The organism is Streptomyces sp. NPDC093225 (assembly GCF_044753805.1).
Lineage (GTDB): Bacteria > Actinomycetota > Actinomycetes > Streptomycetales > Streptomycetaceae > Streptomyces.
Window position 1 is genome coordinate 97,890 of sequence record NZ_JBIVNX010000002.1, and the last position, 23,028, is coordinate 120,917.

The 23,028-nt window shown below is 75.3% G+C and carries 17 protein-coding genes; 6 read left to right on the forward strand and 11 right to left on the reverse strand.

The features are described from left to right. Positions 1–592: 592 nt before the first annotated feature. Complete coding sequence (gene galK / locus ACIQCH_RS02460) at positions 593–1,816, reverse strand: galactokinase (protein ID WP_402577078.1); 1,224 nt, start codon at positions 1,814–1,816, stop codon at positions 593–595. Then, a complete protein-coding gene (gene galT / locus ACIQCH_RS02465; RefSeq protein ID WP_402577080.1) occupies positions 1,813–2,844 on the reverse strand; it encodes a galactose-1-phosphate uridylyltransferase in 1,032 nt (343 codons plus the stop codon). The genes galK and galT overlap by 4 nt, the downstream gene beginning before the upstream one ends. Positions 2,845–2,931: 87 nt before the next feature. On the opposite strand from galT, the gene ACIQCH_RS02470 reads away from it, so the two are divergent. After that, entirely contained in the window at positions 2,932–3,720 is a 789-nt protein-coding gene (locus ACIQCH_RS02470) for a DeoR/GlpR family DNA-binding transcription regulator (protein WP_402577082.1), read from the forward strand. Between the two features lie 181 nt (positions 3,721–3,901). Here ACIQCH_RS02470 and ACIQCH_RS02475 read toward each other — a convergent pair whose 3' ends face one another. The 6 genes from ACIQCH_RS02475 to ACIQCH_RS02500 are packed head-to-tail and all read right to left on the reverse strand — an operon-like array spanning position 3,902 to position 10,634. Next, complete coding sequence (locus ACIQCH_RS02475; protein ID WP_402577084.1) at positions 3,902–4,459, reverse strand: GNAT family N-acetyltransferase; 558 nt, start codon at positions 4,457–4,459, stop codon at positions 3,902–3,904. Then, the gene (locus ACIQCH_RS02480; RefSeq protein WP_402577086.1) at positions 4,456–5,463 is read right to left on the reverse strand and encodes a LacI family DNA-binding transcriptional regulator; all 1,008 of its coding nucleotides are present in this window, start codon (positions 5,461–5,463) and stop codon (positions 4,456–4,458) included. Before ACIQCH_RS02480 ends, ACIQCH_RS02475 begins: the two co-directional genes overlap by 4 nt. Continuing rightward, on the reverse strand, positions 5,460–7,370 hold the full coding sequence (locus tag ACIQCH_RS02485; RefSeq protein WP_402577088.1) for a glycoside hydrolase family 36 protein: 1,911 nt from the start codon (positions 7,368–7,370) through the stop codon (positions 5,460–5,462). The genes ACIQCH_RS02480 and ACIQCH_RS02485 overlap by 4 nt, the downstream gene beginning before the upstream one ends. An 11-nt stretch (positions 7,371–7,381) precedes the next feature. After that, positions 7,382–8,221 (reverse strand): carbohydrate ABC transporter permease, encoded by an 840-nt coding sequence (locus ACIQCH_RS02490; protein ID WP_402577090.1) that lies wholly within the window; start codon positions 8,219–8,221, stop codon positions 7,382–7,384. Next, positions 8,218–9,282, reverse strand: a complete 1,065-nt coding sequence (locus ACIQCH_RS02495) for a carbohydrate ABC transporter permease (protein ID WP_402577092.1) — start codon at positions 9,280–9,282, stop codon at positions 8,218–8,220. Before ACIQCH_RS02495 ends, ACIQCH_RS02490 begins: the two co-directional genes overlap by 4 nt. Then, positions 9,279–10,634, reverse strand: a complete 1,356-nt coding sequence (locus ACIQCH_RS02500) for an ABC transporter substrate-binding protein (protein WP_402577094.1) — start codon at positions 10,632–10,634, stop codon at positions 9,279–9,281. Before ACIQCH_RS02500 ends, ACIQCH_RS02495 begins: the two co-directional genes overlap by 4 nt. A 313-nt stretch (positions 10,635–10,947) precedes the next feature. Here ACIQCH_RS02500 and ACIQCH_RS02505 point away from each other — a divergent pair, with 313 nt between their 5' ends. Next, entirely contained in the window at positions 10,948–12,891 is a 1,944-nt protein-coding gene (locus ACIQCH_RS02505; RefSeq protein WP_402577096.1) for a hypothetical protein, read from the forward strand. Between the two features lie 13 nt (positions 12,892–12,904). On the opposite strand, the gene ACIQCH_RS02510 is transcribed toward ACIQCH_RS02505, so the two are convergent. Then, positions 12,905–13,570, reverse strand: coding sequence for an MSMEG_1061 family FMN-dependent PPOX-type flavoprotein (locus ACIQCH_RS02510; RefSeq protein WP_402577098.1), 666 nt, complete (start codon positions 13,568–13,570; stop codon positions 12,905–12,907). Positions 13,571–13,694: 124 nt separating this feature from the next. On the opposite strand from ACIQCH_RS02510, the gene ACIQCH_RS02515 reads away from it, so the two are divergent. After that, a complete protein-coding gene (locus tag ACIQCH_RS02515) occupies positions 13,695–14,432 on the forward strand; it encodes a flavodoxin family protein (protein WP_402577100.1) in 738 nt (245 codons plus the stop codon). Between the two features lie 79 nt (positions 14,433–14,511). Then, the gene (locus tag ACIQCH_RS02520) at positions 14,512–14,943 is read left to right on the forward strand and encodes a hypothetical protein (RefSeq protein WP_402577102.1); all 432 of its coding nucleotides are present in this window, start codon (positions 14,512–14,514) and stop codon (positions 14,941–14,943) included. Between the two features lie 75 nt (positions 14,944–15,018). Here ACIQCH_RS02520 and ACIQCH_RS02525 read toward each other — a convergent pair whose 3' ends face one another. After that, on the reverse strand, positions 15,019–16,446 hold the full coding sequence (locus ACIQCH_RS02525) for a lipase family alpha/beta hydrolase (RefSeq protein ID WP_402577104.1): 1,428 nt from the start codon (positions 16,444–16,446) through the stop codon (positions 15,019–15,021). 81 nt (positions 16,447–16,527) lie between these two features. Then, positions 16,528–21,450, reverse strand: a complete 4,923-nt coding sequence (locus ACIQCH_RS02530; RefSeq protein ID WP_402577106.1) for a peptidase C14 caspase catalytic subunit p20 — start codon at positions 21,448–21,450, stop codon at positions 16,528–16,530. 81 nt (positions 21,451–21,531) lie between these two features. On the opposite strand from ACIQCH_RS02530, the gene ACIQCH_RS02535 reads away from it, so the two are divergent. Together ACIQCH_RS02535 and ACIQCH_RS02540 are read left to right on the forward strand one after the other, a co-directional pair. Further along, positions 21,532–22,527 carry a translation initiation factor 2 gene (locus ACIQCH_RS02535; protein ID WP_402577108.1) on the forward strand — a complete coding sequence of 332 codons (996 nt, stop codon included), beginning with the start codon at positions 21,532–21,534 and terminating at the stop codon, positions 22,525–22,527. 146 nt (positions 22,528–22,673) lie between these two features. Further along, positions 22,674–23,024: a hypothetical protein gene (locus tag ACIQCH_RS02540; protein ID WP_402577110.1), complete on the forward strand. Its 351-nt coding sequence runs from the start codon at positions 22,674–22,676 to the stop codon at positions 23,022–23,024. The last annotated feature ends 4 nt before the right edge of the window (positions 23,025–23,028 follow it).

A 23,028-nucleotide genomic window follows, 5' to 3' on the forward strand; every position in this document is an offset into this window, starting at 1 on the left:
AGGACGCTAGTCGGGTCGGGTCGGGTCGGGGCCGTGGGCGGTGTCGGGGTGGGGTGGGTGCGGGCCGCCGCGTGGTGTGTGGGTCCCCTCGGCGCTTGACGGGGTGTGGCCTGCAGGCCCTGCGGCAGGCCCACCTCGGAGGCTTTGGGGCTTCGCCCTGGCCTGCGGCCACCTCCGACCCGGGCCTGCCTCCGGACCAGCCTGCCACACCCCGTCAAGCGCCTCCCCCACACACCACGCGGCGGCACTCCCGCGAGTTGGCACCCCGGGTTCGGCTGGGTGCCGGGTGCCGGGTGCCGGGTGCTGGCCGACGGGTGCTGGGTGCTTGGTGGGTGGTGAGTGGTGCTTGGGTGTGGCTGCACGGCGACCTGCACCCGGCGAACGTCCTGACCGCCGACGGCACAAGCCGACCTGGGGCCCGCCGGCCCGAGCCGCGCTGGCCCGCCTGGTCACGACGGCGGGCCGACCCGCAGGGTCGGGGTCGTCGGCGCCGGTATGAAACCGAACCCGCACCAAGGCACCACGACCGACGACGACGGACCACAACGGACCGCAACGGACCGCAACGGACCACGCCCCCCCGAGACCACGTTCACCCCACCCGACGAACCCCCGCCGACGGAACGGCGGGGAGCACCGCGGGCGGGGCGTGCCCGGCGGTGCGGAAGGCCGCGGTGACCGCGGCGGTGACGGCCGCCGACCCGTCCTCCGGTACCAGGGCGATGACGCAGCCGCCGAAGCCACCGCCGGTCATGCGGGCCCCGAGCGCGCCCGCCGCCAGGGCGGTGTCGACGGCGAGGTCCGTCTCGGCGCAGGACACCCGGTAGTCGTCGCGTAGGGAGGCGTGGCCGGCGGTCAGTACGGGCCCCAGGGCCGTCAGTTCGCCGGCGTCGAGGTGGGCGACGGCCTCGGCGACCCGGGCGTCCTCGGTGACCACGTGCCGTACCAGCGGGACGAGTTCGGGCGGCAGCTCCGCCAGGGCGGCGGACAGGCCGGCCACCGGGAGGTCGCGCAGGGCGGGCAGGCCCAGCAGGGCGGCGGCGCGTTGGCAGCCGGCCCGCAGGGCGGCGTACGCACCGTCGGCGAGGTCGTGCTTGACGCGGGTGTCGAGGACCAGCAGGGCCAGTCCGTGTGCGGCGGGGTCGAAGGGGACCGGCCGATGGGCGAGGGTGCGGGTGTCGAGATGGAGGGCCGCGCCGTCGGTGGCGCAGACCGACACCATCTGGTCCATGATCCCGCAGGGCACGCCCCCGAAGACGTGCTCGGCCCGCTGCGCGAGCCGCGCCAACTCCGGTCCGGGCAGGTCCAGACCGTAGAGCCCGTCGTAGGCCGCAGCGACCGCGCAGGCCAGTGCGGCGGAGGAGGACAGGCCGGCGCCGGTGGGGACGGTGCTGTCGACGTACACGTCGGCGCCGCCGACGGTGTGGCCCGCCTCGGTGAGGGCCCAGACGACACCGGCCGGGTAGCGGGCCCAGCCGGATACGGTCCCGGGAGCGAGGCCGGCCGCGGTCAGCTCGGTGCCGGCACCGCCCGCCTGGGCGCTGTGCAGGCGCAGCAGGCCGTCGGGACGGCGGCGGGCGGCGACGCGGGTGACCCGGGGCAGGGCCATGGGCAGGCAGAAGCCGTCGTTGTAGTCGGTGTGCTCGCCGATGAGGTTCACCCGGCCGGGGGCGGCCCAGACCCCGTCGGGCAGTCCCCCGTACCGGCCAGCGAAGGCCTCGGCGACACCACCGGCACCCCCGGCACCCCCGCCGGCGGCCCCGCCACCGGCACTCCCACCCCCCGCCGCCCCGCCGCGGCCCCCCGGGCCCGTCACAGCGCCTCCCGCAGCCGGCGGGCGGCCGTCTCCGGTGCCACGTCGTTCATGAAGGCCTCCATGCCCGCCTCGGTGCCGGCCAGGTACTTGAGCTTCCCGGCAGCCCGGCGGACGGTGAACAGTTCCAGGTGCAGGGCCAGTTCGCCGCCGCCCCGGACCGGGGCCTGGTGCCAGGCGGAGATGTACGGGGTCGGTTCGGCGAGTCCGAAGAGCCGGTCGAAGCGGCGCAGCAGGTCGAGGTACAGGTGCGGGAACTCGGCCCGTTCGGCCTCGGTCAGCGCGGTCAGGTCCGGCACCCGCCGGTGCGGGTGGACGTGGACCTCGTAGGGCCAGCGGGCGGCGTAGGGCACGAAGGCGGTCCAGTGCTCGCCCGCGGTCACCAGCCGTTCACCGGCGCCCCGGGCCTCGGTGAGGAGGTCCTCGAAGAGGTTCCGGCCGGTGGCCGCCCGGTGCGCCGCCGCGGCGACCGTCATCTTGGCGGTGCGCGGCGGGACGTACGGCAGGGCGTAGATCTGGCCGTGCGGGTGGGCGAGGGTCACGCCGATCTCGGCGCCGCGGTTCTCGAACACGTACACCTGGGCGGCTCCGGGCCGGGCGGAGAGCTCGGCGGTCCGCTCGGTCCAGGCGTCCAGCACCAGCCGGACCCGCTCGGGGGTCAGGTCGGCGAACCCTGCGTGGTGGTCGGGGGTGAAGCAGACCACCTCGCAGCGGCCGGCCGCACCGGCGAGGGACGGGAAGCGGTTCTCGAAGACGGCCACCTCGTAGTCGGCGGCCGGGATCTCGGTCGGCCGCCCGTCCCGCGAGGGGCACAGGGGGCAGGCGTCGGTGGGCGGGCGGTGGGTGCGGTCCTGGCGGTGGGCGGCGACGGCGACCCAGTCGCCGGTGGCCGCGTCCAGGCGGAGTTCGGGACGGCTCTCGACGGGGTCGAGGGGGCGCGGGTCGGGCACGTCCGCGCGCGGGGGGCTGCCGTCACGGTCGAAGTAGAGCAGCTCGCGGCCGTCCGCGAGCTTCGCGATCGTCTTCTGCACCCACCAAGAGTAAACAGAACCCACCACGAATCAACAGAGCGCGCGTGCTATGTTGTCGAGGTGCAACTGGCCCCGCAGAGACGTGCGTTGATCCTCGAAGCCGTCCGGCGCGACGGCGCCGTACGCGTCGCCGAGCTGGTCGGGCGGCTCGGCGTCTCGGACATGACGATCCGCCGTGACCTGGACGCCCTGGCCGCGCAGGGCGCCGTGGAGAAGGTGTACGGAGGGGCCGTCGCGGTCGGCGCGGCCCGGGGCGAGGAGCCCGGCTTCGACGCCAAGTCCGACCGGGAGGCCGCCGCGAAGGCCGCCATCGCCGACGTGGCCGCCGGGCTCGTCGAGCCGGGCAGCGTGGTCGCCGTCTCGGCCGGTACCACCGCACACGCGGTGGCCGCCCGACTGCTGGCCGTGCCGCGCCTGACCCTGGTGACCAACTCCCTGCCGGTGGCGGACCTGGTACGGGCCGCCGCCCGGGAGCACGGCCCCGACGGGGCGCCCACCCTGCTGCTCACCGGCGGCTCCCCCACCCCGTCCGCCGCCCTCGTCGGCCCGCTGGCCGACCTGGTGCTGGGGTCGCTCCACGTGGACCTGCTGGTGCTGGGGGCGCACGGGGTCGACGAGCACGCCGGGCTCACCACCCCCAACCTGGCCGAGGCGCAGACCAACCGGGCGCTGATCGCCGCCGCCCGGCGGGTGGCGGTGGTCGCCGACCACACCAAGTGGGGCGTGGTGGGGCTGAGCGGGTTCGCCGCGCTGGAGCGGATCGACCTCTTCGTCACCGACGCCGGCCTGCCGGAACCGGCCCGGGCGGTGCTGTCGGACGCGGTGGGCGAACTGCTGGTGGCGGGCGCCCCGCCGGCCGAGGAGGAAGCGCGCTGAGGCTTCCGCCCCGCGGACCGGGCCGGGATCGCCAGGCCGCGCGGCCCGTCCGCCGTGCGCCGCGCGGACCGACCGCCGTACGCCGCGCGGACCGACCGCCGTACGCCGCGCGCCGCGCGGACCGACCGCAACGGCCCCGACGACGGGCGCCGTCCCGGAGCCCGCCGCCCGGCGCCGCCCGTCAGACCAGGTCGAGCAGCATCACGTCGTAGAGGTCCGCGGCCGCGCCCCACGGCCCCGCCGCGCCGACCTTGCGGTACCCCCAGGCCCGGTAGGCGGCCGACGCCGCCGCGCTCGCCGGATGGACGTTCAGCAGCACCCGCTCGGCTCCGATCGAGTCGAGCAGCGTCCCGTGCAGCCGCCGCGCGACCCCCTGGCCGCGCCAGGGTCCGCGCACGGCGAGTTCCAGGAGCCCGAAGGTGCGGTGCCCGTCCTCGCGCCGCACGTCCTCGGGCACCGGCTCGGTGAGTTCGTCCCACCACACCGTGTCGGCCAGGAGCGGGAAGCCGTACGCCATGCCGATCGGCTCGCCGTCCCCCGTGCGGGCCAGGACGGCGCGGAAGCCGCTGCGACCCGCGTGGTCGGGAAAGCGGCGGAAGGCGGCGGCGACGCCGTCCGCGGTCTCGCGGTAGGGAGGCTCGGCGAACGCCTCGGCGTAGACCAGCCTGAAGGCGTCCGTGGCCCGCACCGCGCCCGCACCGTCCAGACGCTCCAGGACGACGGGACCTCGCTCCGTCACGCCGGCTCGGCGGCCCGCGCCGGTGCCGTCGTGGAGCGGATGACCAGCTCCGGGTCGAACAGCAGCTCCCCCGTCGGCACTTCCCGGTTGCCCACCAGGTCGAGCACCCCGCGCGCCACCTCCAGCGCGAGTCGGTCGGCGGGCTGGCGCACGGTCGTCAGCGGCGGGTCGGTGAACTCGGTGACGGCCGCCCCGTCGTACCCGACCACGGACACGTCCGCCGGAACGGTACGGCCCTGCCGCCGCAGCCCGCGGATCACCCCGAGCGCCATGTAGTCGCTGGCCGCCACGATGGCGGTGACCCCCTGTGCGAGCAGCGGCGCCACGGCGGCCTGGCCGCCCTCCACCGAGTACGACTGGCGGACCACGAGCCGCCCGGCGTCCGCGAGGCCCCGTCGTTCCATGGCCTCCAGGAACCCGCGCACCCGCCGGTCGGCGGGGTGGTTGCCGGCGGGCCCGGAGACCATGCCGATCCGCCGGTGGCCCAGCCGGTGCAGGTGGTCCACGGCCAGTTCCGCCGCCAGCCGGTCGTCGGTGGAGAACACCGGGGCCGGCACGCCGTCGGCGAACTCGCCGTTGACGCCGACGTACGGGACCCGGCGCTGGCGCAACAGCTCGTACGGGTCGGTGTCCGCGCCCGCCACCGTGTTGGAGGCGGACAGGAACACCACGGCGGCGACGCCCTTGTCCACCAGCGCCTCGATGAAGTCGGGCTCCTGGACGCCGCCGGGGAAGGCGGGGCACAGGACGGTCTTCAGGCCGTGCGGGGCGAGGGCCGAGCCGATGCGCTCGGCCACGTCCGCGAAGAAGGGGTTGGAGACGAAGCCGGTGACCACGGCGACGAGCTGGCCCTGGGTCTGGCGCTCGTAGCCGAGCTCGGCCATCGCCTGCTCGACGGCGTCCCGGGTCTTCTTCGACACGCCCTGGCGCCGGTTGACGACCCGGCTGACGGTCGCCTCGCTGACCCCCGCGCGGGCTGCGACGTCGGTGATGCCGACCTTCATCGCGGTCCTTCCGTGATCGTGAGCGACGCCAGGCCTCCGCGCGGCACCGCCAGCGAGAGGGGGCCCTCCGGCAGGACCGCCAGCGTGTCCCCGATCATACGGCCGTCCGGGGCATGGACCACGACCCGTGCCTGGACCGCTCCGCCCACCGCCTCCACCACGAGCCGGTCCCGGTCCGAGCCGTTGACCAGCAGGGCCGTGCGGTACGCCGCCACGTCGAGCGGTACGACCAGGTCGGCGTGCACGCCGACCAGGCAGCGGTCCCCCGCCGTCGCCCGCACCAGCGGGTAGAGGGCGTCGGGCCGGCCCGGTTCGGTCTCGCCGTCCAGCAGCAGGTCCCGGTGGCGGTGCCACTGGCGCAGCCAGAAGGCGACGGCGGCACGGTGCGCGGCGGGCACCGCGTCCAGCCGCACGGAGAGCTGCGGCACGGCGTGCAGGGCCCCGATCAGCTGGCGTGCCACGGCCGCCACGGGTGCGTCGGCGGACCACATCAGCATGTCGGAGTGGACGGCCCCGCCGACCGCCAACAGGGCGGTGTCCAGGGTGCGCACGCGGTTGGCGGTCGCGTCGCCCGGACAGTCGAAGGAGCGCAGCATGTTCCCGTACGGGGCCATGCCCGGGCCGGTGTAGGGCTGGCGCAGCTCCAGCAGCACCCCCGGGCGGACCTCCTCCAGGGCGCGGCGGACCTCGGTGAGCAGGACGGCCATGGCCGCGCCGATGTCGCCGCGCCCGTCGCCGGCGTACGCCATCGCCTCCTCCAGGAAGTCGAGTTTGAGCCCGTCGAGGCCGTGGTCGCGGACCAGTCCCGCGCACAGCGCGGCCACGTGGCGGCGCACCTCGGGGCGGCGCGGGTCGAGGACGCGGGCCCCGGGGACACCGGCCGGCGCGGTGGCGTACGGCGCCCAGCGCGCGGCGCCCGCCGCCTCCGGGCCGACCAGCAGCGGGGCCACCCACAGCAGGTAGCTCAGCCCGTGTGCCCGGACCCGGGCCACGTGGCCGGCGAGGTCTGGGAACTTGACGGGGTCGGGGCGCCAGTCGCCGCAGCGGGCGTAGCCGCGGCCGTGACCGCCGCGCTGCCAGCCGTCGTCGAGGATCAGCGCCCCGCAGCCGAGCGCGGCGGCGTGCGCGGCCTGGGTCTCCACGTCCTCCGCGCAGACGTCCTGGTTGAAGGCGTACCAGGTCGAGTAGACCGGGGTACGGGCGCCCTCGGGCACCGGGGCGGGGGCCGCGCGGGCGGTGAACCAGCCGCGCAGCGCGCGCAGGGCGGTGGCCACGGAGGGCGCCCGCGGCACGAGGAGGATGCGGTGCGGGGCCGGGCCCGCGGGCAGCCGGAGGTGGACGACGTGGGTGTCCTGCTCCTCGGAGACGCCGAAGCGCAGGTCCGCCTCGGGTACGGGATCGGCGGCGGCGAAGGCCAGCAGGGTGGCACCGGAGTGGTCGTACAGGCAGCCCGCGGCGTGGCCGTCGACGAGGGAGGTGCGGGCCCGGCCCGCCCAGTCGGCGACCAGGGTGCGCCGCCAGCCGCCCTGGGGGTGCCAGTAGCCGGCGGCGTCGCCGAGCGGCACGGTGAAGCGGATCTCGACGGGGGCGCCGGGGGCCCGTACCTCCAGCAGTTTCAGACCGTCGGGCAGGTCGCGCAGGGTCCACGCGGGGTCGGCGCCGGGGGCGAGGACGGCGAGGCCGACGGTGTCGAGCAGAGGGGTGTGGGGGGCCGGGGGCAGCCCGGCGGTGGTGACGGGCTCGGGGGTGGGGGCTGGGGCGAAGTCGAGGTCGGGGGTGGGGGCTGGGGCTGGGGCTGGGGTGGGCGTAGACCCGGACGTGGGCGCGGTCGCGGGCGCGGACGCGGACGCACGCGGGACGGGCGGCGGGCCTGGCGGGACGGGCACGGTGTTTCCTCCGGTGGACACGGGGGGGTCCTTCACTCCTTCACGGCGCCGGCGAGCAGGCCGGACACGAAGTGGCGCTGGAGCGCCAGGAACACGGCGGCCATCGGGATCGCGGCGACGGCCGTGCCGGCGAGGATCGCGCCGTAGTCGGTCTCGTCGAGGCCCTGCAGCGAGGCCAGGGCCACCGGGACGGTGAAGGACGAGCCGTCGCGCAGCACGACCAGCGGCCAGACGAAGTCGTTCCACTGGTACAGGAACAGGAAGACGGCCAGGGCGGCGAGGGCGGGACGCATGGGCGGCAGCGCGACCCGCCAGAACAGCCGCCACTCGCCGCAGCCGTCGATGCGGCCGGCGTCGAGCAGGCCGGGCGGCAGGGCGGAGAGGGACTGCCGCATGAGGAAGATCCCGAAGGGCAGGGCCAGGTTGGGCAGCAGCACGGCCTGGTACGTGTCCAGCCAGCGCAGCTCGGCCATCAGCTTGAACAGCGGGACCAGGGTGACCTGGGCGGGCACCACCAGCCCCAGCATGAGCAGGCCGAAGAGGGCCTCACGGCCCGGGAAGCGGTACGCGGCGAAACCGTACCCGGCGAGGGTGCAGACGGCGCCCGCGCACAGGGTGTAGAGGACCGCGATCGCGAGGGAGTTGAGGACGACCCGGCCGAAGTCGGCGGACTCCTGGAGGGCGTGCAGGTTGGCGGCGAGGTGGCCGCCGGGCAGCACCGGGGGCGGGCTGTCGAAGATCTCCCGCGAGCTGCGGGTGGCGGCCACCACCAGCCAGTAGAAGGGGACGCCGACCACGGCGAGGGCGATGGCCAGGGCGGAGGTCAGGAGGATGCCGCGGGCCCGGGGGCCGCGGGGCGTACGCGTCGTCATTCCCGCTCTCCCAGGAATCGGAACTGGACCAGCCCGAGGAGGGCGATGAGCACGGCCAGGGCGTAGCCGATGGCGGAGGCGTAGCCGAAGTCGAAGTATCCGAAGGCGTTCTGGTACAGGTACACGCCGATGGTCAGGGTCGCGTTGTCGGGGCCGCCGCCGGTGAGGACGTACGGCTCGTCGAAGAGCTGGAGCGTGCCGATGGTGGACAGCACGGCGGTGAGCAGCAGGGCGGGGCGCAGGCCGGGCAGGGTCACGTGCCGGAAGCGGCCCCAGGGGCCGGCGCCGTCCACGGCGGCCGCGTCGTACAGCTCGGCGGGGACGGACTGCAGGCGGGCGAGCAGGATCACCGCGTTGTAGCCGGTGTAGTGCCAGGTGAGGGCGAGGCCGAGGGAGATCCTCGCCCAGAGGGGGTCGGTCAGCCAGGGCACCGGGTGCAGGCCCACGAGCCCGAGGAGCCGGTTGGCGAGTCCGTACTGCTGGTTGAGGAGGACGGAGAAGACGATGCCGTACGCCACCAGGCCCGTGACCACGGGGAGGAAGAAGCCGAGCCGGAACACGGTGCGGCCGCGCAGCAGGCGGGAGTCGAGGGCGACGGCCAGGCCGGTGGCGAGGGCGAGCATCACCGGGACCTGGACGGCGAGCAGCGTGAAGGTGTTGCGGAGCGCGGTGTGGAAGAGCGGGTCGTCGAGCAGCCGGGCGTAGTTGTCGGCACCGGCGAAGGTCTGCCGGCCGCCGGTGGTCCGGTGGAGGCTGAGCACGAAGGCCCAGCCGATCGGGTACAGCTTGAAGGCGGCGAAGAGCGCGACCGCGGGCAGCACGAAGAGGTAGGGGGCGCGGCGGGCCCGGCCGCTCGTGCGGCGGGGCCGGCCGCGCCGGCGGCGGGCCGCCCCGGACCCCTCTTCCGGGGCGGCCCTGTCGACGGGGCCGACGGGGGTGTCGGCGCGGGTGCGGGCGTCGGTGCCCGTGTCGGTCCCGGGACCAGGACCGTGACCGTGACCAGGACCAGGACCAGGACCAGGACCGGAGCCGGTCTGCGCGCCGGACGGGGCCGGGGTCATCGCTTGACCTTGCGGCCCGTCTGCCGGGCGAGGGTGTCGGCGGCGTCCCGGAGGACCCGGGCCGGGTCGGCGCCCTTGAGGAGGACCTTGGACTGGGCGTCGGTGACGAGCTTGAGGGCGCGGCCGTAGTCGGCGGTGTAGTTGACGGCGGACTGCGGGGCCTTGAGCGCCTCGAGGAAGATCTCGCCCTTCCGGCGGCCCCCGAAGAAGGCCGAGGGCTGGTGGAAGACGGGGTCGTCGTACGCCTTCATGAGGGCGGGGGCGATGCCCTTGGCGCGGTAGATCCGCACCTGGGACGCGGGGCGGGTGAGGGCGTACTCGACGAACGTCCAGGCGGCGGCCTGGTGCCGGCTGCTGCCCGAGACGGCGAGGTGGGTGGAGTTCACGGTGGCGGCGGTCGGTCCGCCGCGGCGGACCGCCGGGGGCAGCCGGACGGCCCACTTGCCGGCCTCGTCGGGCAGCTGCTCCTCGATGACGCCGCCGAACCAGGTCGGCCAGGGCAGGACGGCGGCCGTGCCGTGCTTGAGGGAGCTCATCAGGGCGTTCCAGCCGCCGGCGAGGTCGCTGACCAGGCCCGCGTCGTTCATGGTCTTGATCAGGGTCATGGCGGTGACGGCGGCCGGTGAGTCGAGGGTGATGGCGCCGTCGAGGTCGAAGTAGAAGGCGCCCTGGAGCTGGAGCAGCATCTGGAAGAAGTTGGCGGCGTCCGCCTGGGACGCGGGCTTGTCGATGCCGAGGAGGTGGGCGCCGGTCCTGGCCTTCAGGCGCCGTCCGGCCTCGATGGTCTCGTCCCAGGTGGCGAGCGAGTCCACGTCGACGCCGGCCTTCTCGAACAGGTCGGCGCGGTAGTAGAAGCCGGCCGAATTGGCCTCCCAGGGAATCGCGTTGACCCGCTTGCCGTCGGGGCTGACGGTCTGCCACAGCCCCTGGGCGAAGGCGTCCTTGTAGGCGGTGGCGCCGAGCGGGGCGAGGTCGGCGAGGCCCTCGGGGAACTTCTCGACGTAGCCGGGCAGGTAGTCCACGCCGATGTGGAGCACGTCCGCCAGGCCCTGCCCGCCGGCCGCCATCGCGGTGGTGATCTTGCTCCAGATGGCGGGGTTTCCGATGTCCTCGACGGTGACCCGGATGCCGGGATGCCGCTTGTTGAACTCAGGCACGAGCGCCTTGAGTTCGGCCGCGGGGCCCTGCCAGGACCAGACGGTGACGTCTCCCCTGTCACGGTCCCCCGGCTCGCCCCCGCCGGACCCGGCGGCGCCGCTCCCCGAACAGCCGGCGATGCCGGTCAGTCCCGCGCCGGCGGCGAGCGCCCCGGCCGCCTTGAGCATTCTTCGACGTCCCGTGTCCCCGTGCATGGCTGAGCACCCCTTCGCAGGCGGTCGTTCGGAAGCTGACGGGCCGGAACTCAATCACGCGGGATGACTGACTTACAAGACTTCACTGAAAACTTTCAGTTCTGAACAGCAGTCAACTTCCGTCAGATCCATTGCAAGTTGCCAGATCTGCTTGCTAGCGTGCGGCCGCGCCGGGTCCACGACCGGGGGCCGGGTCCACGACCGTGGCCGGGTCCACGACCCGGCGGGCCCCCGCGTCCACGTCCAGGCCCGCGTCCGCGACGCGCCGACCGCCGACCGGCCTCTTCCGTCCCTTCCGCACCGGGAGAACCCCATGTCCCTCGCGCCCGTGTCCCTGCTCTCCGCCCTGGCGCTGGTCGCGCCGCTGACGGTCCTCAACCCCGGCTTCGAACAAGGCACCGAGGGCTGGCAGTTCGGCCCCGGCACCGGGGTCGCCACCAACTACCCGCACGGCGCCGGCCGGCTGGCGTACCTCGACGCCGGACCCGGCCGGACGGTCGCGCAGACCGTCACCGCACGCACGGCCGGGACGTACGACGTCTCCGCGTGGATCGCGACGGGTGGCCCCGGCGGTCGCTTCGCCGTCCGGGTCGACGGCACGCTCAGGGCGTCCGTCACCCTGCCCGCCTCCGTCAACTACCGTCGCTACACGCTCAGTCGGATCGCCCTGACGGCCGGGCAGCGGATGGAGATCGCCTTCGAGTCGGGGGACGGCTGGGTGAACGCCGACGACGTGATGCTCTCCCCCGCCTCCCCGGCCGACCCGGTGGTCCGCTCCTCGGACCCGAAGGTCGTCGAGATGTTCGACTGGGCGAAGCGCAAGGCCAACAGCTGGGTGCACCTGCCCGGCACCGAGGGGCCGCTCAACGTCGACGAGAACCGCACCGGCGGCACCGGCACCGGTCCGTACGCCCCGTCCTACTGGGCCGGCTACGCCAACCGCAGCGGCTTCTACGCGCGCGACCTGGCCCACCAGCTGTCCGGCGCGGCGGTGCTGGGACTGGGCGCCGAGAACAGGGCGATGATCACCGCCTTCGCGGCCACCGCCACGCCGGAGCACAGGTTCTACCCCGTGTGGGCCCTCAACTTCGACGACAGCACCCCGCTCGCGATCGACTACCGGAACCCGCAGTCGTTCGTCCGCGAGGTACCGGCCCCCTTCGAACTGGTGCAGAAGGCCGAGGAGGCGTACCGGTGGACCGGGGACCGGACCTGGCTGGACGACCCGCGGCTGTGGAACTTCTACCGGCACGCCACCGGTGAGTTCGTCGACCTGCACGACGGGCTCAAGGACAACGGCGCGGTGAAGGTGGCCGAGGGCACCGGCTCCGGCATCTTCCAGGGCACCGCCAGCTACAACGAGCAGAGCGGCGAACCGCTGGCCGAAGCCGGCGACGCCATCGGCTCCCAGTACCAGGCCTACCGGGCCGTGGCGGCACTGGCCCGCGCCAAGGGCGAGGGCGCACTCGCCGCCGCCTACGAGCGCAGGGCCGGCGACCTGCGCACGTACTACAACACCGTCTGGAGCGGCCCCGGTTCGGGTGCGGACATGGTGCGCGGGTACACCACCGACGGGCGGGCCCTGACCGGCTGGGGCAAGGAGAACAGCTGGTTCGTGCCGATGAAGCGGATCCTCGACCCCGGACCGCGCCGGGAGGCCTACCTCGACTACATCGACGCCCAGGCCTCCGGCCCCGGGCGGCCCGACAACATCGAGGCCCTCACCTACCTCCCCGACACCTTCTTCACGGCCAACCGCAACGACACGGCCTGGAAGTGGATGAACGAGGTCTACGACCACAAGGACGAGCAGCACGTCAACGCCAAGCAGGGGACCAACGGCGACTACCCGGAGGTCTCCTTCACGCTGCTCGGCCAGACCGTTCAGGGCCTGCTGGGCCTGACCCCCGACGCGCCGCGGCGCACCCTCACCACGCAGCCGCGGCTGCCCTCGGGGATGACCTGGCTGAGCGCGGCCGACCTGGCCGTCGGCGGTTCCCGCTTCGCCCTGCGTCACGACGGCACGACCCGGTCGACCCTCACCCACACCTCGGGCACCGCCCCGTACGCCTGGGAGGCCCGCTTCCCCGGCCGGCACCGCACCGTCACGGTCGACGGCGTGCGCCGCGCCGCCCTGACGAAGACCGTGGACGGTGTCCTCTACACGTACGCCGTCGTCCCCGTCGCCCCGGGGCGCACGGTCACGGTGCAGGTGGACCGGGCCGGGACGCCCGCGGCGGTGGCGCCCCGGCCGTAGCGGGACGGACGCCTCACTCGTAGCGGTACAGGAGGGACTCGCGCTCGTGCTCGCGGACCTGGTCGAGCGTCAGGTCCGGCAGGGCGAGGTGAGCGAGGGTGATCTCGGCGGAACTGGGCACGGCGTCCTCCGCGAGCCACTCCTCGGGCTTCCAGGCACCGCTGCGCAGGAAGGCCTTGGGGCAGTGCTGGTAGGCCTCCTCCACCTCGACGACGATCGCGCTGCGGGGCGGCTTGCCGACCGGGGTGAGCTGCTCCAGCAGGCGCGGGTCGGCGCTGACGCACGCCCGGCCGTTGACGCGGAGGGTGGCGGCCCGACCGGGCACGATGAAGATCAGCCCGGCCCGGCCGGTCTCCACGACGTTGTGCCCGGTGTCCAGCCGCTTGTTGCCGGTGGCGTCCGGGATCGCGAGGGTGTGCTCGTCCAGGACGGACACGAACCCGGCCGGCCCGCCGCGCGGGGTCACGTCGCAGCGGCCGTCGGCGCCGGCGGTGGCGATGAACACGAGGGAGGAACGACCGATGAACGCGCGGGCGACCTCGTGGATCCGGTCCACCTCCTTGCGCCGCACGAGCTCGCTGGGCGCCTCGTACAGGTCGCGCAGTTCGGCCGTGTCGCGCACGGCGGTGGACTCCAGGGCGTCGAATATGCGACCGGTCGGCCGCGGCAGCGTCGTCACGTGGCGCCAATCTAGCCGATCCGACGGTCGCGAAGATCTTGCGGGCCGCTGATCGGGTGTCGTGCGGCGGTCGCCCCAGCGGGGCGCCGGGGGCGGCGGGCGGGGGCACGGAAGGGTGGGCGCCATGACCGCCGCCACGAGTGCCGCCACCGGTGACGCGTACCGCTTCGACGACCTGCGGGCACTGTTCGTCAACTGCACGCTGAAGCCCTCCCCCGAGGTCAGCAACACCCAGGGGCTGATCGACAAGAGCCGCGCCATCATGGCCGACCGCGGCGTCGCCACCGACGTCATCCGTGCCGTGGACCACGACCTGGCCCCGGGCGTCTACCCCGACATGACCGACCACGGCGCCGCCTCGGACCTCTGGCCGGTGCTGTACTCGCGGGTGATGGACGCGGACATCCTGGTCCTGTGCGGACCGATCTGGCTCGGTGACAACAGCTCGGTCATGAAGCGGGTCATCGAGCGCCTGTACAGCTGCTCCTCCCTGCTCAACGAGCAGGGCCAGTACGCCTACTACGGGCGGGCCGGCGGCTGCCTGATCACCGGTAACGAGGACGGGGTGAAGCACTGCGCCATGAACGTCCTCTACAGCCTCCAGCACCTCGGCTACACCGTGCCGCCGCAGGCGGACGCGGGCTGGGTCGGCCCCGCCGGGCCCGGGCCCTCGTACCTGGACCCGGGGTCGGGCGGTCCGGAGAACGACTTCACCAACCGCAACACCACGTTCATGACGTGGAACCTCATGCACGTGGCCGCCCTGCTGAAGCGCTCCGGCGGCTTCCCCGCCCACGGCAACCAGCGTTCCGAGTGGGACGCCGGCTGCCGCTACGACGCCCCGAACCCCGAGCACCGCTGAGGACCGCCGCGGCCCTCACGTCCGGCCCCGGGCCCCGAACCGGTTGCCCCCGGCACCCGGCACGGTGTGACATGTGCGCATGAGCAGAATGGCGCAGGTCATCGTGTTGGCGCGGTACGAGGACGAGGTGATGGAGCCGCTGACGCGGCCGGACGAGACCCGCACCTGGCACGGCTGCTTCGTGCAGATCCCCTGGTTCGTGGGGGGCTGGCACATCGAGTTCGAGCGGTGGAACCGGCGCCGCGGCGTGCTCGAGGACCTGGAGTCCCTGCCGTGGAACGAGCCCACCTGCGTGCAGGTCATGCTGCACGACGAGGACGACGACGTGTTCGGTCTGTGGATGTTCCGCGGCGGAGCCCTCGTCGAGGTCGGCATCCCCGGCACCCAGCGGGTGCACACCGCCGGCGCGCCATGGGACGTGGACCCCGGCTTCCTGGTCCGGACCGGCCTGGGCAGGGGAGAGGACCGGCACTCGGCGGAGCACGTGCAGGACCCGCGGTCGTGCTGGTGATCCAGCCCGGACCGGGGCCGCACGGGTCGTCGGTCCGGGTGGGGCGACCTCGAGGAGCACCGCCCCGGGGTCCGGTCAGAGTTCGAGGGCGGTGACGACCTCGCGGCAGCGGGCGGCGGGGTGGTCGGCGGTGACCTCGAGGACCCAGGTTCCCGGGGCGGCGACCAGTTCCGCGCGGACGCCGCCGGTGCCGTCGGGGGCGAGGGGCACCGGGTCGCCGGACGGGACGCCGTCCCGGACCAGTACCGCGCGAAGGGCGCGGCCCGCCAGGTCGTCGCCGGTGGCGGACACCTCGAAGGGCTCGCCGGCGACCGCGCACTCGGGGACCTCCAGGCCGAACTCGGCCGGTTGCAGGGAGTCGCGGGCGCCGAGGCCCTCGCGGATGACCGAGAGCTGGTGGTCGACGACCTCGCCGGCCGCCATGGAGGCGTGCCGGTAGCCGTTCCAGACGGCGTCGGCCTTGTACTCCAGCGCCCAGGCCGCGAAGGCGGACTCCTGCGGCACCGTCCCGTCCCCCGACCAGGGCCGGCCGTCGTCGAGCCCGGTGGTGAACCGCGGCCCGTCCGGGGACAGCACCACGCCGTGCACCGTCGGGTGGGCCATGCCGCCCAGGCAGTACACCCGGTACGGCAACCGGCCGCCCGGGTCGGTGCGGCGGTTCGCGTCGCGCGCCTCCTCGAACGCGCGGTGGAAGGCGAAGGCGTCCTCGACCAGGGCCGTGGGCAGGTCCGGGACCGGGTGCCGGGGGTCGGTCAGGGGCCGGCGGCGGCTCTTGCCCGGGACGCTCACCGCGTCGTAGACGGGCAGCAGCTGCGCGACGGACGGCAGCGTCAGGGCGAGTTCGCGCAGCGCCTCGTTCACCAGCCGGCCGGCCGCGCCGAGGCCGGTGCGGCGCAGTCGGCCGTCGCCGACGACCGGACCGACGCCGTGCCCGGTCAGGAACCGGACGGCCTTGGCCGCGCCCCGGTGCGGGGTGCCGAGGGTGACCAGGGTGCGGGCGGTCTCCCGGCCGCCGAGCACCTCCAGGTAGTGACGGCCGATCAGGCCGCCCATGGAGTGGCAGACCAGCATGACCTTCGGCGCGTCCGGACGGTCCGGGTAGTACGCGTCCACCCGCTCGCGCCACCGCGCCAGTTCGCGCTCGACCCGGTCCCTCAGGTCCCGGGCGGTCAGGCGGTTGGACTGGCGCCAGTCGTACGCGAAGGGGACGTACTGCCCCTCGGCCAACTCGCCCAGGGCGGGGCGGACGTCCGGGTAGCCCATGCAGGACAGCAGGCCGGGCATGGCCTGCGGGGACTTGAGCAGTCCGTCGGCCGCCAGGGCGTGGTCGCCCTCGGGGCGGTGGTCGCCGATGCCCTCGGGCAGCGCGAGGCCGGCCAGTGCCCGGCCGGGGCGGCGCAGGCCCGACAGGGCCCGCAGGGACTGGTTCCAGACGTCCCTGCCGTCCCTGGTCAGCCGGCTGCCGAGGATGCCGGGGACGAACACCACGAGGTCGTGCTTCACGCGTACTCCTCTGTCGGTCGTGCGGGTGGGTCGTGCGAGTGCGGGTCATGCGGGGAGCGCTCGGTGGGTGGGTGGTGGGGGCTAGGGGGTGTCCGCCGGGGTGCCCGCGGGCGCGTGGGGCAGTCGGATCAGGTCGCAGCGGTGGTCCCCCTGGAGGGCCACCACCAGTCCCTCCCCGTCCGCGGCGGCGTCCGCGGCCCGGACGGCGTACCCGCGCGGCGGGACGCCGTCGCCGTGCAGCCAGGTCTGCGCGCGGACGTCCCAGACCCCCGGCGCCCGCCGCTCGTCGCACACCAGCAGCAGGGGGCGTTCGGGCGGGCCGGCGAAGACCAGCGCGGTCACCCCCCGGACCGCGCCCCGGAGGGTCTGCCGCTTCTCGCTCCCGAAGGCGAACTCCGCGATCTTGACGACGCCGCCGTCCACCCACGCCAGCAGCGGGAAGGACTCCTCGTCGTCCGCGTCGTACAGCTCGCCGAGCGCGACGCGGGTGGCCGCGTCGTCGGCGCCACGGCCGGGCAGCGGCACGCGGGGGCCGTTCACCAGCCGCCCGTCCCGGTGTTCCCACAGCAGGAGTTCGTCCCCGAGGTCGGCGGCCAGCAGGCTCGTGCCGTCGTGCATGACCCGGGCGTCGAGCGCGCAGGACCGCAGCCCCGCCGGTACGGGTTCGCCGCGGCGCAGGGTGCGGCCGGTGCCGAGGGTCAACTCCGCGTGCTCGATGCGCTGCCGGTCCGGCGCGTACACGTGCAGCCGGCCGGCCGCGGGGTCGACGGCCAGGCCGAGGGAGGGCACCCGGTCCCCCGGGTCGCCGCCCAGTTCGAGGTCGTGGCGGGCCCGTACGGTCAGGTCCGCGGCCAGCAGCCACAGCCGCACCGTGCGCCGGGCCGCCGCGGCCACCGCCCACCCGTCGCCGCAGCGCACCGCGCGCACGGCCGTCACCGGGGCGGCGTGGCCGAGGACTTCGGCCGGCCCGGTCGCCGGGGCGGCCCGGTCCGGCCTGGACAGCAGGATCCGCTCGCCCCACACCCGGCACAGCAGCGGCGGGCCCTCGGGGGCGGCCGCCAGCGCGACCTGGGGACGCTGGTCGTGGGCGCGCCGGGGCATGCCGTGGCCGGAGGACAGTGCCGAGCCCACCTCCAGCATCCGGATGTCGGGCCCGTCGGCCACCGCGAGCACGCCCTGCCCGCGCGGCTCGAAGGCCATCGCCTCGTCGCGCGGCGCGTCGATCCGGAACCGGGCCTCGCGCTCCGGGTCAGACAGGTCGAGGACCCGTACGGTGAGCCGCTCGTGCACGGCCAGGAGCAGGCGGTCGCCGTACCGCCCGAACGCGAGGCCGTGCGCCGGGGAGTCGAAGGACCGCACCTCGTGCAGGTCGGGCGGGGCGGTGGGGGCTCCGTCGTCGGTCCGGCAGCGCCACAGGCGGACCCGGGTGCCGTCGGCGACGGCGAGCCAGCCGGAGCGGGTGACGGGCGTGGCCGTCCCGGCGGACGGACCCGGCGGAACGGACGTGGCGGAACCCGACGGGGCGGGCACGGCGCAAGCGCCCGACGGGGCGGACCCGGCGGACGGACCCGCCGGGGCGGGCGCGGCGGGCGACGGGTCCGCGACGGCCGCGGCGGCCAGGGCCGGGGCGGCGAGTTCGCCCAGGTCCCGCTCCTCGCCCAGGGGCTCGGCGGCGCCGCGCCGGCCCCGGCCCCCGTCCCGGTCGACCTCCCGCAGCGCGGCCCGGCGGCCCGCCGTCAGGACGAAGAGCCGGCGGCCCAGGGTGAGCGCGGCCAGCCGCTCGGTGTCCGAGGGGGTGATGTCGGCCAGGCTCTCGTCCCCCCAGTGCGTGCCGCCGCGGCGCCAGCGCCAGACCCACACGTGCCGGCCGTCCGCCGCCAGCACGACGGTCTCCGTGCCGCGTTCGGCCGCCGCCAGGGTCCACACCGCGCCGCCCCAGCGGTAGACGTACTCGGGCAGCCGGGCGCCGGAGCGCCAGAAGTACAGGGCCCGGTCGTCGCGGGCGACGGTGGTTCGGTGGGCGCCGCTGCCGACCTCCCGCACCTCGGTCAGCGCCTCGCCGCGGCCCTGGTCGGCGCCGTGCGTGCGGCGGGTGAGCAGGCGCCGGCCCGACGCCGGGTGCAGGACGAGCACTTCGCCGCGGCCGCCCGCGGCGAGGGTGTCCCCGGACAGTTGGTCCGCCGCCCCGGGCCCGGCTCCCCAGCTGAGGGTGCGCGCGCCGCCGAGCGGGGCGGGCCGGCGCCACTCCAGCGGGTCGGGCGGGAGGTCCGTCCAGTACTCCTGCCAGGGCAGGGCCCCGAGGGTGCGTTCCAGGGCGGCGTAGGCCCCCGCCCGGTGGCTGACGAACGCGGCCGCGCGCAGCAGCGCCGCACGCGCGAGGAGGTCGGGCGTACCGCGGAAGGCGTCGCCGACCCTGCCGTAGAGGGCCGCCCCGTCACTCTCCCGGGCGAGCACGGCGGCCAGGGGCAGCATCACGTCCGGGTCGGTGCGCAGCAGGAAGCCGGGGTCGTCGAAGAGGGCGCGCAGCTCGGCCCGCCCGGCCTGGGCGGCGTGGGCGCCGAGGTGGTCCAGGGTGTAGGCGTCGGCGTGCGCCCAGCCGTCCGCGGCCCGGGCGCGCAGGGCGGCGACGACCGTGCGGTGCGCCTGCTGCGCGTCCAGGCCGGCGCGCTGCAGGAAGAGGGCCCCGTAGCTGGGGTGGGCCAGGTGGTAGGCGGTGTCCTGGGTGTCGGGGGCGGGCTGGGTGGTGACGATGCCGCCCGCCGCGCCCAGGGCGGTCCGGCGCAGGTCGCCGGCGGTCAGCTCGGGGGTGCCCGGGTCGCGCAGCGCGTTGGCGAGGGCCAGCCACGGGCCGCGCCGGGCCAGGCCGCGGCCCTGGACGACGGCCAGCGGGCGCAGCACCTCCTCCGCGCGGCCGGCGCCGGGCTGGGCGGCGAGGTGGCCGACCTCCTCGGCGAGGCGTTCGGCCAGGCCCATGGCGCCGCTGCGCATCCAGTGTGCCAGCTCGGTCTCGGTGACGGCGCGCGGGCGCCGGGCCAGCTCCCGGGCGGTGAGCCGGGCCACCAGGAACGAGCCGTGGCTCTCGGCGGCGACGAGGCGGGAGATCCAGGCCCGCTCCTCGGCGTGTCCGTGGCCGCGGGTGCCGTCGTGGGCGCCCCCGTGCGCGGGGCCGAGGTCGTGGGCGTCGGGGCGCGGCGCCGCGTACGGTCCGCCGTCCGCCGCGTACCGCTCGCCCCGGGCCGGGCCCGGGGCGTCGCGGTAGGGCGAGCCGGGCGCGGCGAGGACCGAGGCGACCATGGCGGCGATGCTCCGGCCGGCCTCCTCGTCGTCCCCGAGGACCACCGGGGCCACGGTCTGGTCGAGGGTGTCGAGCAGCGACTCCTCCAGGGCGTGCCCGGTGGTGCGGCGCCGGGGTTGGGGCCGGGTGCCGACCACCACGCGTACGCCCCACAGGGCGGAGAGGGGGTTGAGCAGGTGCCGGGCGATCTCGTGGGCCTGCTCCGGCAGCGCCTCGTCGAGGGCGTCGACGAGGAGGTTGAGGGAGCCCGCGCGGCGCACCAGCCGGTCGACCGCGTCGCAGAGCCGCGCCGGGGTCGCGGCGGGGCCGGGCACGGGGTCCATGCCGTCGAGTCGGGACAGGACGTGCCACAGGGCGGTGGTGAGCGAGTGCAGCGACCTCCCGCGGCAGGAGAGGGCGGCGTGCACGGTGCCGGCTCGGGGCAGGGTGGCGGGCACCAGCTCGGCCGGCCCCGGGGTCCCGGCGTCGTCGGTCGGCTCCGCGCCGGTTCCGGTCGGCGGCGCGTCAGGGGTCCCCGCCGGTGATCCGGCGCCGGCTCGCCCCGGTAACGCGTCGCGGGTGCCGGACGGTACCCCCGCGCCGGTGCCCGCAGACCCGCCGGGTGCCCGCGCCGGGTCCGGACCTGCCGACCGGAGCGCGTCGCGCCACTCCGTGAGGGAGGTGAGGGCCAGGCGGCCGAGCAGGGCGGTCTTGCCGGTGCCGGCGGGTCCGGTCAGGGCGAGCAGGCCCCGCGGGTGGGTGTCCATCCAGCGCACCACGCGGCTGAGGGCGCCCTGCCGGCCGGCGAAGTGGCGGCGCAGGTGGCCGTCGTCCTCCAGGCCGAACCGCTCGGTGCCGAACCAGGGTGCGTGGTCGCGCCGCACCGCGGTGGTGTGCACCAGGCGCCGCGTCTCGGTGAAGTACGGGTTGTCCAGGAAGCTGTTGGGGAGCGAGCGCACCTCCACGTGGCCGGGGCGCTGCGCGGGCTCGTCGAGGCCGGCGGCGGCCGCCGCGGCGTCGATGCCCTCCAGCAGGTACGGCACGGGGAGGTACAGCGCGGCGGGGTCGAAGGGACGTGCGTGGTCGGCCGCGACGAAGTCGGCGGCGGCCAGGGTCTCGTCGAGCCAGTCCACCCAGCGGCCGTCCGGTACGGTCGCGTCGATGCCGGACGTGCCGACGACCACGAACCCGGCCCGGCGGTTGCGGCGGGCCCACCGCACGCTCTCCCGTTCGCGGTCCAGGGCCCGGTCCAGGGCGGCCGGCAGGTGGCCGTGCGCGTAGCAGGCGTCGACGACCAGCAGGGTGTCGCTCTCGCAGTCCGGCTGCAGCAGCCGGTCCACCAGGTCGGTCAGGGCCACGGCCCGGTCCGGGTCGAACGCCCCGGTGGCGCAGGAGTCCTCGCAGGCGAGGAAGTAGCCCCGGCCGGGGAGCTCCACTCCGTGGCCGGTCCAGTAGAGGATCTTGCGTTCGGCGTCATGGGCCAGGAAGCTCTCCAGCCCGTCCCACAGCCGCCGCCGGGTGGCGCCCTCCGCGTCGACGCGCAGGCTCTCGCCGAACTCCAGCCGGGTACGGGCGGTGTCCGTGAAGCGGTCGCGCACGTCGGCCACGTTGCGCAGGTCGGGCAGCACCGTGCGGGCGCCCCCGGGGTGGGCGTACCGGGCCACGGCCACGGTCCCGACGAGGGCGGTGGCGCGGCGCTCCGAGCGGATCATCGTCAGCTGATCGACCACACCACAGTCCGTATCATGTCCGGGGCCGCCGCGGAGGGACAGCCGCATCCGTGTGAACACTGCTTATTAAAGGGGTAGTTGATGGTTCATCGGGACAGGTTCACCGTGGTCGGGCGGGAGACGGACTGCCACATCTACGAGGGCGACGGCACCCGGCCGATCAAGGAGGACGACGTCCGCGTCAAGTACCGGCCCCAGCGGGTGGAGTTCCCGGAGGAGATCGGCGGCTGGCGGCACGCCATCCAGGAGGCGGAGGAGCGCCGGGAGGCGCTGGGCGAGCCGTACCGCTGGAACAACCAGCGCTTCGCCGTCGAGCGGGTGGTGGTCACGCGCGGCCACCGGGAGGAGGAGCCCGTCGTCACGCTCACGCTCCAGGACGCCGACTACTACGACTTCCTCACCACCTCGATCAACCTGGACCGCCGGCAGGGCAACGGCCTGACGCTGCGCGAGCAGTACCTGGAGAGCCGCGACCCGGTGCAGGCACCGGCGTTCATGAGCTGCAGCTTCGGCGTGAACGTGGCCCTGGAGACGGGACGCGACGGGAGGATGCTGTTCTCGCACCGCAGCGCCGCGGTCGTGGGTCCCAACCGGTCCCGCTGGAACTCGTCGGCGAACGAGGGGCTGGCCCGCGACCACGACCTGCCGGCCGACGGCGGCCCGATCAGCCTGTACGCGGTGGCCCGCCGCGCCCTGTACGAGGAGCTCGCGGTGCACCGCTCCGACGCCCTCGACCTGGAGCTCCTCGGCTTCGGCCTCGACCTGCGCAACAACCAGTGGGCGGCGTTCTTCCGCGCCGTGCTGCCGGAGCTGGACGAGGCGGCCCTGCGGCTGCGCTGGACGCGCGGGGTGGGCGACAAGTGGGAGCACGACCGGTTCGCGTTCGTGCCGGCCGACCCCGACTCCGTGCTCGGCTTCCTCGCCGACCAGCCCGCCGAGAGCTGGGCCCCGTGCGCCCCGGCCCTCTTCTACCTCGCCCTGGTGCGGGGTGCCGTACGGCGCGCGGGCGACGATCCGGCGGCGCGCTTCGAGGTGGAGGAGGCCGAACAGCGGGTGCTGGAGCGGCGGGGCGCGTAGCGGGACGTGGGGCGGGGTGGACGGGTGTGGCGGGGGTGCCTGCGGTTGCGGACGAGGTCGGACCGGACCCGGACCCGGGTCCCCGTACGGGTCCCCCGCGTACAAGCTCCGTGCCATGATGGGGAGTTGAGTCAGAGGGGGAGACTTTGACGAACAAGGCTGTCCGGGTGCGCCTGGTCCGGGGCGCGAGCGAGAGTGACGTCGGGGCGCTGAAGGCGTGGCTCGAGCGGGAGCAGAAGCTGGCCGTGCTCACGGCCGGCGGCACGCTGGAGATCCAGGAACGCACCGGAGCGGAGGACGGGTCGACCCACCCGATGGGGACCGGGACGGACATCGTCCTGGTGCTGGTCGGGGCCGTCGCACCCAAGCTGTTCGACGAGGTCTACGCACAGGTGAAGAGCGGCGTACGGGCGTGGCGGGAGAACCGCCGCGCCGTCGAGCGCGGCGAGCCCCCTGAGGTCGAGGTCGAGGTCGAGCCGGCCGACGACGGGAGATAGTCCG

What these genes read in the sequence shown, in the direction of transcription:
- ACIQCH_RS02480 (WP_402577086.1), bottom strand. Translation starts at nt 5,463, where the DNA reads ATGAAGGTCGGCATCACCGACGTCGCAGCCCGCGCGGGGGTCAGCGAG.
- ACIQCH_RS02490 (WP_402577090.1), bottom strand. Translation starts at nt 8,221, where the DNA reads ATGACGACGCGTACGCCCCGCGGCCCCCGGGCCCGCGGCATCCTCCTG.
- ACIQCH_RS02495 (WP_402577092.1), bottom strand. Translation starts at nt 9,282, where the DNA reads ATGACCCCGGCCCCGTCCGGCGCGCAGACCGGCTCCGGTCCTGGTCCT.
- ACIQCH_RS02500 (WP_402577094.1), bottom strand. Translation starts at nt 10,634, where the DNA reads ATGCACGGGGACACGGGACGTCGAAGAATGCTCAAGGCGGCCGGGGCG.
- ACIQCH_RS02505 (WP_402577096.1), top strand. Translation starts at nt 10,948, where the DNA reads ATGTCCCTCGCGCCCGTGTCCCTGCTCTCCGCCCTGGCGCTGGTCGCG.
- ACIQCH_RS02515 (WP_402577100.1), top strand. Translation starts at nt 13,695, where the DNA reads ATGACCGCCGCCACGAGTGCCGCCACCGGTGACGCGTACCGCTTCGAC.
- ACIQCH_RS02520 (WP_402577102.1), top strand. Translation starts at nt 14,512, where the DNA reads ATGAGCAGAATGGCGCAGGTCATCGTGTTGGCGCGGTACGAGGACGAG.
- ACIQCH_RS02535 (WP_402577108.1), top strand. Translation starts at nt 21,532, where the DNA reads ATGGTTCATCGGGACAGGTTCACCGTGGTCGGGCGGGAGACGGACTGC.